The sequence below is a fragment of the Vibrio sp. 10N.261.52.C11 genome, from assembly GCF_041471405.1.
GTDB lineage: Bacteria > Pseudomonadota > Gammaproteobacteria > Enterobacterales > Vibrionaceae > Vibrio > Vibrio crassostreae_C.
Genome location: NZ_JBFROI010000079.1, coordinates 45,483 through 58,300, shown reverse-complemented (window position 1 = coordinate 58,300; position 12,818 = coordinate 45,483). Strand labels below are relative to the sequence as shown.

12 protein-coding genes and 1 other RNA gene are annotated in these 12,818 nt (G+C 44.3%); 7 read left to right on the top strand and 6 right to left on the bottom strand.

The window, feature by feature from the left end; all coding sequences use genetic code 11:
• From tkt to mscS, 5 genes are all read left to right on the top strand, one after another.
• Positions 1–1,529 (top strand): transketolase (gene tkt / locus AB4323_RS22630; RefSeq protein WP_372153406.1); only part of this gene is annotated, 1,529 nt, incomplete at its 5' end.
• 213 nt (positions 1,530–1,742) lie between these two features.
• Positions 1,743–2,792, top strand: coding sequence for an erythrose-4-phosphate dehydrogenase (gene epd / locus AB4323_RS22625; RefSeq protein WP_017066020.1), 1,050 nt, complete (start codon positions 1,743–1,745; stop codon positions 2,790–2,792).
• Between the two features lie 166 nt (positions 2,793–2,958).
• Positions 2,959–4,122: a phosphoglycerate kinase gene (locus AB4323_RS22620; RefSeq protein ID WP_017059064.1), complete on the top strand. Its 1,164-nt coding sequence runs from the start codon at positions 2,959–2,961 to the stop codon at positions 4,120–4,122.
• A 155-nt stretch (positions 4,123–4,277) separates the two neighbouring features.
• On the top strand, positions 4,278–5,354 hold the full coding sequence (gene fbaA / locus AB4323_RS22615; RefSeq protein ID WP_010435694.1) for a class II fructose-bisphosphate aldolase: 1,077 nt from the start codon (positions 4,278–4,280) through the stop codon (positions 5,352–5,354).
• 377 nt (positions 5,355–5,731) lie between these two features.
• Entirely contained in the window at positions 5,732–6,598 is an 867-nt protein-coding gene (gene mscS, locus AB4323_RS22610) for a small-conductance mechanosensitive channel MscS (RefSeq protein WP_017059062.1), read from the top strand.
• Positions 6,599–6,694: 96 nt separating this feature from the next.
• On the opposite strand, the gene AB4323_RS22605 is transcribed toward mscS, so the two are convergent.
• Positions 6,695–7,324: a LysE/ArgO family amino acid transporter gene (locus AB4323_RS22605; protein ID WP_017059061.1), complete on the bottom strand. Its 630-nt coding sequence runs from the start codon at positions 7,322–7,324 to the stop codon at positions 6,695–6,697.
• A 142-nt stretch (positions 7,325–7,466) separates the two neighbouring features.
• On the opposite strand from AB4323_RS22605, the gene AB4323_RS22600 reads away from it, so the two are divergent.
• Both AB4323_RS22600 and AB4323_RS22595 read left to right on the top strand, forming a co-directional pair.
• Positions 7,467–8,363, top strand: a complete 897-nt coding sequence (locus AB4323_RS22600; protein WP_171732415.1) for a LysR family transcriptional regulator ArgP — start codon at positions 7,467–7,469, stop codon at positions 8,361–8,363.
• A 111-nt stretch (positions 8,364–8,474) separates the two neighbouring features.
• Complete coding sequence (locus AB4323_RS22595) at positions 8,475–9,188, top strand: oxidative stress defense protein (protein ID WP_017059059.1); 714 nt, start codon at positions 8,475–8,477, stop codon at positions 9,186–9,188.
• 112 nt (positions 9,189–9,300) lie between these two features.
• On the opposite strand, the gene serA is transcribed toward AB4323_RS22595, so the two are convergent.
• The 5 genes from serA to zapA form a co-directional block, all read right to left on the bottom strand.
• The gene (serA, locus tag AB4323_RS22590; RefSeq protein ID WP_017059058.1) at positions 9,301–10,530 is read right to left on the bottom strand and encodes a phosphoglycerate dehydrogenase; all 1,230 of its coding nucleotides are present in this window, start codon (positions 10,528–10,530) and stop codon (positions 9,301–9,303) included.
• A 261-nt stretch (positions 10,531–10,791) separates the two neighbouring features.
• Positions 10,792–11,448 carry a ribose-5-phosphate isomerase RpiA gene (gene rpiA / locus AB4323_RS22585; RefSeq protein WP_048605825.1) on the bottom strand — a complete coding sequence of 219 codons (657 nt, stop codon included), beginning with the start codon at positions 11,446–11,448 and terminating at the stop codon, positions 10,792–10,794.
• Between the two features lie 124 nt (positions 11,449–11,572).
• Positions 11,573–12,172, bottom strand: a complete 600-nt coding sequence (locus AB4323_RS22580) for a 5-formyltetrahydrofolate cyclo-ligase (protein WP_065584112.1) — start codon at positions 12,170–12,172, stop codon at positions 11,573–11,575.
• Between the two features lie 6 nt (positions 12,173–12,178).
• Positions 12,179–12,362: non-coding RNA, 6S RNA (gene ssrS, locus AB4323_RS22575), on the bottom strand.
• An 11-nt stretch (positions 12,363–12,373) separates the two neighbouring features.
• A complete protein-coding gene (zapA, locus tag AB4323_RS22570) occupies positions 12,374–12,682 on the bottom strand; it encodes a cell division protein ZapA (protein ID WP_004735366.1) in 309 nt (102 codons plus the stop codon).
• Between the last annotated feature and the right edge of the window lie 136 nt (positions 12,683–12,818).

Here is a 12,818-nt window from a genome sequence, read left to right as displayed (position 1 = left end):
GCTGTCTGATGGAAGGTATCTCTCACGAAGCATGTTCTCTAGCAGGTACGCTAGGTCTTGGTAAGCTGGTTGCTTTCTGGGATGACAACGGCATCTCTATCGATGGTGAAGTTGAAGGTTGGTTCTCTGACGATACACCTAAGCGTTTTGAAGCATACGGTTGGCACGTAATCCCAGCAGTAGATGGTCACGACTCTGATGCTATCAACGCAGCGATTGAAGCGGCTAAAGCGGATCCTCGTCCAACGCTTATCTGTACTAAAACTATCATCGGTTTTGGTTCTCCAAACAAAGCGGGTACGCATGACTGTCACGGTGCTCCACTAGGCGCTGATGAAATCACAGCAACTAAAGCAGCATTGGGTTGGGAACACGGTCCTTTCGAAATCCCAGCAGATATCGCAGCTGAGTGGAATGCGAAAGAAGCAGGCGCAGCGAAAGAAGCAGCGTGGAACGCGAAGTTTGACGCATACGCAGCGGCTTACCCAGAGCTAGCAGCTGAATTCAAACGTCGTACTAACGGCGAGCTACCCGCTGAGTGGGAAGAGAAAGCAAACGCAATCATTGCTGATCTTCAAGCTAACCCAGCAAACATCGCTTCACGTAAAGCATCTCAAAACGCACTAGAAGCGTTTGGTCAAATGCTTCCAGAATTCATGGGCGGCTCTGCTGACCTTGCGCCTTCTAACCTGACTATGTGGTCTGGTTCTAAGTCTCTTGAAGCAACTGACTTTTCTGGTAACTACATCCATTACGGTGTACGTGAATTCGGTATGACGGCTATCATGAACGGTATCGCTCTGCACGGTGGTTTCGTGCCATACGGCGCAACGTTCCTAATGTTCATGGAATACGCGCGTAACGCAATGCGTATGGCTGCTCTGATGAAAGTTCAGAACATCCAAGTTTACACGCACGATTCTATCGGCTTAGGCGAAGATGGTCCTACTCACCAACCGGTTGAGCAGATCGCTTCTCTACGTCTGACTCCAAACATGAGCACATGGCGTCCATGTGACCAAGTTGAATCTGCAGTGGCTTGGAAACTGGCTATTGAGCGTAAAGATGGTCCTTCATCTCTAATCTTCTCTCGTCAAAACCTTGCACAACAAGATCGTAATGCTGAGCAAGTTGCTAACATCGCTAAGGGTGGTTACATCCTGAAAGATTGTGAAGGCAAGCCTGAGCTAATCATCATTGCAACAGGTTCTGAAGTTGAGCTTGCTGTTGAAGCTGCTGCACAGTTAACCGCTGAAGGTAAAGCAGTACGCGTAGTATCTATGCCTGCAACTGACGCGTTCGACAAGCAAGATGCTGAATACCGTGAGTCTGTACTTCCATCTGACGTTACTGCTCGTATCGCAGTAGAAGCTGGCATCGCTGACTTCTGGTACAAGTACGTTGGTTTCGGTGGCAAGATCATCGGTATGACAACGTTCGGCGAATCTGCACCAGCAGGCGAGCTATTCAAGATGTTCGGTTTCACTACTGAAAACGTAGTAAACACCGCGAAAGAGCTTCTTGCTTAATCATTGATTGCTAGCTTAGTGCTAACAATGAAATGAATAAAAAAACCGAGCGCTGAGCTCGGTTTTTTGTATCTGGGATTTGTTTCTTCTAGGCTTATCTCTACAAGCAACAGATTAACCTGTCCTAACTAAACGGGGTTATTCAAGTAATGCCTTTTGGGTAGGATTCAGTTATCATCTGTTGCACGAAATTTTGGTTAGATGTACGGAAATATGCTAAAAGTCGCGATAAACGGATTTGGAAGAATAGGGCGTAATGTATTACGCGCTGTCTATGAAAGTGGCAAAAGCCAACAAATCAAAGTAGTAGCTGTTAATGAGCTTGCTCAGCCTGACGCTATGGCTCATCTATTGCAGTACGACACTAGTCACGGCCGCTTCGGCAAGAAAATCTCCAACGATCAAGAGCACATCTATGTCCATCACGGCATTGGTGCGGAAGATAAAGGTGAGTTCGATACCATTCGTATCTTACATCTTGCTGATATTGAGCTGTTGCCTTGGCGTGACCTAGAAGTGGATATTGTTCTCGACTGTACCGGTGTTTATGGTTGCCGAGATGACGGCCTAGCGCACATTGCTGCTGGGGCAAAAAAGGTACTGTTTTCTCACCCTGGTGCCAATGACCTCGATAACACCATTATCTATGGTGTGAATCACGATACCATTGAAGCGGGCCACCGAATCGTTTCCAATGGTTCATGCACCACCAACTGTATTGTTCCTATCATTAAGGTTCTTGATGACGCCTTTGGCATTGAGTCCGGTACTATTACAACTATTCACTCTTCAATGAATGATCAACAAGTTATCGATGCGTACCACAGCGATTTGCGTCGTACTCGAGCGGCAAGCCAATCGATCATTCCTGTCGATACCAAGTTGCATAAAGGTATTGAAAGAATCTTCCCGAAATTTTCCAACAAATTTGAAGCTATATCTGTGCGTGTGCCGACGGTAAACGTAACAGCGATGGATTTAAGTGTCACAATTAATGCAAATGTGAAAGTTAATGACGTAAATCAAACCATTGTTAATGCATCCCAGTGTACATTACACAATATAGTTGACTATACTGAAGCGCCGCTCGTTTCCATCGACTTTAATCACGATCCCCATAGCGCAATCGTTGATGGTTCACAAACTCGAGTGAGCAACGGCCACTTAGTTAAAATGCTAGTGTGGTGTGACAATGAATGGGGCTTTGCGAACCGAATGCTGGATACGGTTCTTGCAATGCAAGCTTCTGAAGGCAAGAAGTAAGACCTAGAAGCAAATGTGCGGATTATTTATTTTTTAGCTTGAAATAAATACTAAGAGTCCACATATTATTAGTAGTGAAAGAATTACCAGTTGAATAATTTATAGGCTTAGCAGGGTTGCTGAGTTTCCAAAACTTTATATTTATTTAAATTTGAGAGGACAAATCATGTCTGTGATCAAGATGACTGACCTGGAACTTGCAGGTAAACGCGTATTTATCCGTGCTGACCTAAACGTACCAGTAAAAGACGGTAAAGTAACTTCAGATGCACGTATCCTTGCATCTCTACCAACTATCAAACTTTGCCTAGAAGCTGGCGCAAAGGTAATGGTTACTTCTCACCTTGGTCGTCCTACTGAAGGCGAATACAACGAAGAGTTCTCTCTAGCTCCTGTAGTTAACTACCTAAACGACGCACTAGACTGCGAAGTTAAACTAGCTAAAGATTACGTAAACGGCCTAGAGCTAAACGCTGGTGAACTTGTTGTTCTTGAAAACGTTCGTTTCAACAAAGGCGAGAAGAAGAACGAAGAAGCACTTTCTAAGCAATACGCTGCACTATGTGACATCTTTGTAATGGATGCATTCGGTACAGCTCACCGTGCTCAAGCTTCTACACACGGCGTTGGTACTTACGCTCCTGTAGCATGTGCTGGCCCTCTTCTAGCTGCTGAGCTTGAAGCGCTTGGTAAAGCAATGGACAACCCAGCTCGCCCACTAGTGGCTATCGTTGGTGGTTCTAAAGTTTCTACTAAACTAACCGTTCTAGAATCTCTTTCTAAAATTGCTGACCAGCTTGTTGTTGGTGGTGGTATCGCGAACACATTCATCGCTGCTGAAGGCCACAACGTAGGTAAGTCTCTATACGAAGCTGACCTAGTTGAAACGGCTCAAAAGCTAATGAAAGAGTGTGCTATCCCAGTAGCAACTGACGTTGCATGTGCTAAAGCATTCGACGAAAACGCAGAAGCTGAAATCAAGCACGTTTCTGAAGTTCAAGACGACGACATGATCTTCGACCTTGGTCCAGATTCAACTGCGGCACTAGCTGAAATCATCGGCAACGCGAAAACAATCCTTTGGAACGGCCCTGTAGGCGTATTCGAATTCAAGAACTTCGAAGCGGGTACAGCTGGTATCTCTAAAGCAATCGCTGAGTCTGCAGGTTTCTCTGTAGCAGGTGGTGGTGACACGCTAGCAGCTATCGATAAGTTCGGTATCAAAGCTGACGTTTCTTACATCTCTACTGGCGGTGGCGCTTTCCTTGAATTCGTTGAAGGTAAAGTACTTCCTGCAGTAGCAATGCTTGAAGAGCGTGCTAAAGCATAATTGATTTAGAAAGGCGAGATGTGAATCTCGCCTTTTAACGTTTGCTGCATATCACACTTTTTTGCTAGAATGGCATAAGTTGTGAGCAAACGATTGCAAGTTTTTAAACTTAAGTTTTTTAATCTTAAAACGATAGAATAAATAGGACTATTTCCATGTCTAAGATCTTCGATTTTGTAAAACCTGGTGTGATTTCTGGCGATGACGTACAGAAAGTATTTGAAGTAGCAAAAGAAAACAAATTTGCTCTTCCTGCTGTAAACGTTGTTGGTACTGACTCTGTAAACGCAGTACTAGAAGCAGCTGCTAAAGTTAAAGCTCCAGTAGTTGTTCAGTTCTCTAACGGCGGCGCTGCATTCTTCGCAGGTAAAGGCGTTAAACTTGAAGGTCAAGGCGCACAAGTTCTTGGCGCTGTAGCTGGTGCAAAATACGTACACGCTGTAGCTGAAGCTTACGGTGTTCCAGTTATCCTGCACACTGACCACGCTGCTAAGAAACTTCTTCCATGGATCGACGGTCTACTAGACGCTGGTGAAGAGTTCTTCGCACAAACTGGTAAGCCTCTATTCTCTTCTCACATGCTAGACCTTTCTGAAGAGTCTCTAGAAGAGAACATCGAAACATGTGCTAAGTACCTAGAGCGCATGGCTAAAATGAACATGACAATCGAGATCGAACTTGGTTGTACTGGTGGTGAAGAAGACGGCGTTGATAACTCTGATATGGACGCATCTGAGCTTTACACTTCTCCAGAAGACGTAGCATACGCTTACGAGAAACTAATGGCTGTTAGCCCACGTTTCACTATCGCTGCATCTTTCGGTAACGTACACGGTGTTTACCAAGCTGGTAACGTTGTACTTACTCCAACTATCCTACGTGACTCTCAAGCATACTGTGCAGAGAAGTTCGGTATCGCACCTAACGCTCTAAACTTCGTATTCCACGGTGGTTCTGGTTCTTCTGAAGCAGAAATCCAAGAGTCTATCGGCTACGGTGTTATCAAAATGAACATCGATACTGATACACAGTGGGCAACTTGGGACGGTATCCGTCAGTACTCTGCTGACAACTTCGATTTCCTACAAGGTCAAATCGGCAACCCAACTGGCGAAGCTGCTCCAAACAAGAAGTACTACGATCCACGCGTATGGCTACGTGCTGGTCAAGCTTCAATGGTTGCTCGTCTAGAGAAAGCATTTGCTGACCTTAACGCTGTAGACGTACTATAATTCTTTGAATTAAGTACTCTTTAAGTTTTAAAAACCCGCTCATTGAGCGGGTTTTTTTATATCTGATAAAAACTTGTACTAAATATGTGAAAAACCTAGCGTGCGGTGAATAAATTTCGTAGTCTTTTAGTTATCGGTATTTGTGTTTATCGGTAAGTTTTAATAATTCAAAAGCTTACATAAATATGACTTTGCAATCTGTCAAAGATAGGATATCGTGCCGAAAAACTGAACTTGGTTCAGTTTATAAAAAGGACTTGGCTTTAATTTACTTTTAACACAATGACTTAACGGTAATTACACTGTTTATTATATTGCAGAGTAAATGAGGCTTAAGGCAGTTTAGCCCAAAGTATATTATATAGAGGATGCACATTATGGCTGATAGTTCGACAGCGATTGAGACTCCACTTGTGGATGGTTTGTCTCAAGCAGAGCAGTGGTTAACAAATAATTCAGATTTATTTATCCAATATGGCGTAAATATCATTTCAGCACTGATAATTCTATTTATTGGTAACCTTATTGTTAAAGCAGTAGCGAATAGCGTGTCTAAGGTTCTTCAGAAGAAGAAAATGGACCGAGCAGTTGTGGAGTTCGTCCATGGTTTAGTTCGTTACTTGTTGTTTGTGATTGTTTTAATTGCTGCACTTGGTCGTTTAGGTGTTCAAACGGCATCTGTAGTTGCTGTTATTGGTGCGGCTGGTTTAGCCGTTGGTCTTGCACTACAAGGCTCACTATCTAACTTTGCTGCTGGTGTACTTATCGTTGCATTCCGTCCATTTAAGTCTGGTGACTATGTGGAAATTGGTGGTGTGGCAGGTTCAGTTGATTCTATTCAAATCTTCCAAACGGTTCTAACAACGCCAGACAACAAAATGGTTGTAGTACCTAACGGTAGCGTTATCGGCAGCCCAATCACAAACTATTCTCGTCATGCGACGCGCCGTATTGATCTAATGATTGGTGTTTCTTACAACGCTGATCTTCAGAAGGCAAAAGCGCTACTGACTAAGATCTGTGAATCTGATGAGCGTGTACTGAAAGAGCCTGGTGTTCAAGTTGGTGTTCACACACTAGCGGACTCTTCAGTAAACTTTGTGGTTCGCCCATGGGTTAGCACTGCTGACTACTGGAATGTTTATTTCGACCTGATGCAAGCAATCAAAGAAGGCTTGGATAACGAGGGTATCGAAATTCCATTCCCGCAAATGGATGTACACATGAATAAAGTAGAAGCTTAATTCCTAGTTAGTTTTTATAACTATAAGCTTTTATAAGGAAAGGCGGATAACTTAGGTTATCCGCCTTTTTTGTTGGTTTCATGAAGCTAAATAGATTTACCAGTATTGCTCAATAAGTCCATCGGTAAGCACCGTTGCTATGGCGAACATCATGGTTGCGACTGCGATATCAATGCCTTTCTTAACCTTAGGTTTAGATAGCGTCGGGCCTAGTTTTGCAGCGCCTAATGACAAAGAATAGAACCAGACGAACGAAGCCAATATAGTCCCCATAGCAAATGCAATTCTGTCGTTGCCTTCAAATTGCCCACCAATGGATCCAAGAATTACCACGGTATCCAAATAGAGATGTGGGTTTAATACTGTTACTGCCAATGCCCCTAAAATAACGGTGCGCTTGCCACGCGCTAATATCTCACCTTTCGACTCATCACTGGTGCGCACTTTGAATGCACTGCGTAGTGAGAGCAAACCATACACAGTCAGAAAAGCGATGCCGCCTAACGTCACTGAGGTGAGTAGCAATTCATTTTGCGACAGAATCGCACCGCCACCAAAGATACCCAATGAGATAAACAGAGTATCGAGCAGGCTACAGATTGTCGCGGTGGTTAAATGGTGGTTGCGCTTTATCCCTTGATTTAGGACGTACGCATTCTGAGCGCCAATAGGGATAATCATGCTTGCCCCTAGACCAAAACCTTGTAATAAAACCCAAAAACTCATTTTAACCTCCACTTATTTAACGATATTTACGTGCTATATGGCGAAGATACTCCGCCCCTTTAAATAAGTATAATTAATGATTTTAATCTATTATTAGAGTTGCTAATGTGGTGGTGAGATAGCTTAAAAAGGAAGCAAATTGATGCGCGGATTGGATTATAAATGGATAGAAGCACTGGATGCCGTAGTAAAACAACGTGGCTTCGAAAGGGCTGCTGAGCAGTTATATATATCCCAGTCGGCGATATCTCAGCGCATCAAACAGCTGGAAAAGTGGTTGGCTCAGCCTGCCTTAGTGAGAGAAAGCCCGCCTAGGCCAACGCCTGCGGGTAAAAAATTACTGGGCTTATATCGTCGTGTTCGGTTGTTAGAGCACGAACTTGTGCCTGAGTTGATGAATGAAGAGGGAACTCAGCCACTATCGATATCCATAGCCACCAACGCTGATAGTTTGGCGACATGGCTGCTACCGGCTTTGTCGGATGTGATGAAATCTCGCCAAGTCGAGTTGAACCTCGCGATTCATGGTGAGTCGAGAACCATTGAAAAGATAAAAAGTGGCGAGGTGGCAGGTGCAATCAGTTTGGAGTCTCAAGCGATTCCAGGCTGCAGTGCCGACTATCTTGGTAGGATGGATTATGTGTGTGTGGCTAGCCCTGATTTTCATCAGCGTTACTTTGCAGAGGGCGTAAACTACGCCACTTTAAGCAAAGCGCCTGCGGTTTCCTATGATCAATACGATGATCTGCATAAGAAGTTTCTGCATGATCATTTTAACGTCCCGAGAGACAGTGTGATCAATCATACAGTCGGCAGTTCAGAAGCATTTGTGCGCTTGGCATTATCGGGTGTAGCCTATTGCTTGATCCCCCGATTACAGATTATCGATGAGCTCGAGTCTGGTGCTCTGATTGATATTACCCCTGGCTTTCTGCTCTCTTATCGCATCTATTGGCACCATTGGCAGCTTGAGAGCGGAGTATTAAAAGAGGTATCCCAAGCAATATTGAGTTTTGCTCACAATCACTTACCTCAGTAAACTGTTGGTTTTTTCAGCGTCAAAGTTCTGTTAGAAGTGTGTGCTCTGGATTGGCTAAATGATAAATTGCTCTATGATGAAAGGACATTTGTTTAGCATAGGTCATACCTAATGAAGCTTGTACCAAAGATGTTAGCAACGTCTCTTACTCTTACTGCGGCGTTGAGTGCTGTGAGTTTTCCATCATTGGCTGACTCTCCATCCTTTCCTCATATTTCAACGACAGGCTATGGTGAAGTGATCGCTACACCTGATATGGCGACATTCTCTGTGAGAGTCGTGGAATCGACGATGACTGCTGAACAGGCTAAAAATACCGTTGATAAAGTCGTGACAGGCTTTCTAAACAAGCTACATCAAGCTGGTGTTGATGAGGCGAGTGTACACAGCTCTAACCTGTATTTATCTCCTCAATATCATTACCCGAAAGATGGCAAACCGGAACTGGTTGGCTACCGCGCCTCACGTAATGTGACCGTTCAAGTGACTGAGCTAGCTAATCTTAATGAGTACATGGATATTGCGATTGGAGAAGGCATTAATCAGATCGACAACATCCAACTGCAAGTTCGCGACCAAGCTAAGTATCAAGAGCAAGCGCGCTTAGAAGCCATTAAAGATGCGACATCAAAAGCTAAATCATTGGCGAGTGGTTTTGAGCGCGAGTTAGGTGATGTATGGCGCGTGGATTACAACGCCCAATCTTCTCAGCCAGTACTCATGCGTTCAATGGCGATGGATGCAAGAACAGAATCGAACTCTTATGAAGACTCAACGATCACCATTCGTGATCGCGTGAATGTGATCTACCAGATCGAAGAGTAATGACAGTGCTATAGAAGGTTTTGGATCATGACGACCTAATTACCTACGATAGGCCAAATGCTAAAAAGGCTCTCATGATGAGAGCCTTTTTTATGCATTTTGAGTGTGATGATTAGTGAAGAAGACGAGCACGGATTGTGCCTTCGATCTCTTTCAGTTTAAGCAGTGCTTCTTCAGAGCGATCGGCTTCTACATCGATAACGACATAACCCATATCAGCCGCAGTCTGTAGGTATTGACCCGCGATGTTGATCCCTTCCTCAGCGAAGATGGTGTTGATCTGAGTTAGGATGCCTGGGCGGTTTTCGTGAATGTGTAATAAACGAGACGTTCCAGTATGCAGTGGTAGTGATACCTCAGGGAAGTTAACACTTGATAGCGTAGAGCCGTTATCAGAGTATTTCGCTAGCTTACCAGCAACTTCAACACCAATGTTCTCTTGTGCTTCTTGAGTTGAACCACCCACGTGAGGCGTTAGGATCACGTTATCGAACTGCATTAATGGAGACTCAAACGGGTCTGCATTGGTTTTTGGTTCTGTTGGGAAAACATCAATAGCCGCACCTGCAAGGTGTCCAGACTCCAGAGCGCCACACAGAGCAGGAATATCGACTACCGTGCCACGAGCTGCGTTGATAAAGATAGAACCAGGCTTCATGCGCTCGAACTCTTCTTTACCCATCATGTCTTTTGTTTCGTTGGTTTCAGGTACATGCAAAGAGATTACGTCACACTTGTTCAGTAATTCCGTCATGGTATGAACTTGCGTTGCGTTACCCAGAGACAGTTTGTTTTCAATGTCGTAGAAGTAAACACGCATGCCAAGGTTTTCAGCAATAATACCCAGTTGAGTACCGATGTGACCGTAGCCAATAATACCTAAACGCTTACCACGGGCTTCGTAAGAGTTGTCGGCACTCTTTTTCCAGATGCCACGGTGTGCAAGCGCGTTCTTTTCTGGAATGCCACGTAGTAGCAATAGAACCTGACCAAGAACGAGCTCAGCAACGCTTCGAGTGTTTGAGAACGGTGCGTTGAACACAGGGATACCGCGTTTTGCTGCTGCTTGAAGGTTGACTTGGTTAGTACCAATACAGAAACAACCGACGGCAACCAGCTTTTCAGCTGCATCAATAACTTCTTGGGAGATATTAGTGCGAGAACGAATACCAATGAAATGAGCATCTTTTACTGCTTCAAGAAGTTCATCTTCCGGTAGCGAGCCTTTGTGGTACTCAATGTTTGTGTAACCAGCGGCTTGCAGTACTTCTACAGAAGAAGGGTGAAGACCTTCTAGAAGTAGAATTTTAATTTTTTCTTTTTCCAGTGAAACTTTGGCCATTGTTCTCGTCCTTAAAATGGAAAGGTTGGGCAAATGCGGCGCACGTGCTACAAAATGGCTGAAAGGGGAACAAATTCACCACTTTGTTAGGAGACAAACGTTTTCTCTGTGCGTCTTCTGAACAATAAAGTAACAAAAAAAAAATGTTTTGGGTAAGAAAATTACGGAATAAGACATAATTTTACAGCAATAAAGCAAAAAAAACGGCGCCCTAGGGCACCGTATGTAATGAAGTAACAGAAAAACTCAATCTTCTATTATTTATTCTTCGATTTTTGCACCTTCAGGCGTGCCGGTGATAACCACATCAGCACCACGGTGAGCGAACAGACCAACCGTCACCACACCAGCTATACCATTGATGATATCTTCTAGTTGTTTCGGGTTTTCGATCGCCATGCCGTACACATCTAGGATCACGTTGCCGTTATCGGTTGTGCAGCCTTCGCGGTAAACTGGGTCACCACCAAGCTTAACCAACTCACGTGCCACGTATGAACGTGCCATTGGGATTACTTCAACAGGCAGTGGGAATTTACCCAACACATCAACTGCTTTAGTACCGTCAACAATACACACAAACTTATCAGAGATAGCCGCTACGATTTTTTCACGAGTCAAAGCAGCGCCGCCGCCTTTGATCATATCGCGTGAAGCGTTAATCTCGTCTGCGCCATCAACATAGATGTCTAGTTTGAATACGTCGTTGCACTCAAATACTTTGATTTCTAGTGCTTCTAGTTTTTCAGTAGAGGCTACAGAGCTTGAAACCGCACCTTTGATTTTGTCTTTCATTGTGCCTAGTGCGTCGATGAAGTGATTTACTGTAGAGCCAGTACCTACACCTACAATGCTGCCTTCTTCAACATATTGAAGTGCTGCCCAGCCAGCTGCTTTTTTCATTTCATCTTGAGTCATGCCATTCTCCTGAATAAGGTCTTGCGCTTTGAATTGATCGTTTGCGTAATGATGAAGTTAACGTTTAGATATTGAGTTAACGTTTCTATATCGAGGTTAACGTTTGCGGCGCGATTATAGCGCTTTAATGGTTGCTTTCCCATTGCCAAGTTTTACTCGGAGTCACGATTTTAGGTAACGGAATGTCCCATTCTTCAATCGGTAGCGTATCAACATGTTGGCAATCATGAGCCAAACCAATAGGAGCTGCACCTTCGCCCGTCTCGAACCACTTTGCCAAGGTGCGATCGTAATATCCGCCGCCCATACCTAAACGATGGCCATGGGAGTCAAAGCCGACAAGGGGCGTAAGAATAAGGTCGAGTTGCTGACAAGGTTTAACCAGCATTTGATTGAGCTGAGGTTCGACAATACCGTACTTATTCAAGACCGTCGGTGTGGTTGGCGAGTAGTGTAAAAACAGCAGGTGCCCGGCAGAGAAGGGGTGCAATACTGGTAAATAAGTTTGCTTACCTTGCGCCCATAACCATTCGATTAAAGGCTGAGTATCGAGTTCGCCATCGATAGAGATATAGAGGGCAATATGCTGAGCAGACTGAATTTCATCAAGCTGCATGCACTGCTTAACTAAGTCGATACCGGATTGAGTTTGTTGGTCGCCAGATAAGGCATTGCGTTTGATACGGATCTGTTTGCGAAATTCGCTGCGTGTGAGCGTCTTCATAAGAAGGGATACCCCAAAGTGCCGTTGAGAATAGATGGCCCTTGAACCAGCGAGTTCAAGGCGGATCAGCAATGATTACCGTAGGCTTCTCGGTCGGGCCGAGCATGCTCAATAGCACTCAAGTACTAACCCTTAGGGATTGCTTATCGGCTCGGGGACGTGAATCCTCTGACAAACACTCCAGGGTAAATTTTGTGTACGCTATTGCTGTCCGTGCTTAACTTTACTGAGGACATCTGAAAGTGATGTCGTGAGCTGTTCCATTCGCTCGGTCAGTGCGTTTTGTTCATCATTTGCTTCAAACTTCTTGGTTTGTAATTCGTAGCAAATATTCAGAGCTGCGATAGTCAGCAGCTTCACTTCATTGGTTACCTTAGTACGTTCAGCCATCTCTTTCAATCGATTATCAAGATCGGCCGCCGCTGCAATCAATGACTCTTCTTGCCCTGGTGGACAATTCACTCGAGTCAGTTTTCCTAATATTTCAACGTCTACCGCTTGATTACTCATGATGGATGAACTCTTTAACGCGCTATTTTAAGGCTGTTGCCCTTCGCCATTTTTTGAGAAAGAAAAAGTGCAAGTACCGATGAGGAAGCAATCTCCTCTGAGGGAGAAACTATAGGTAAACCGCTATTAAGATTCA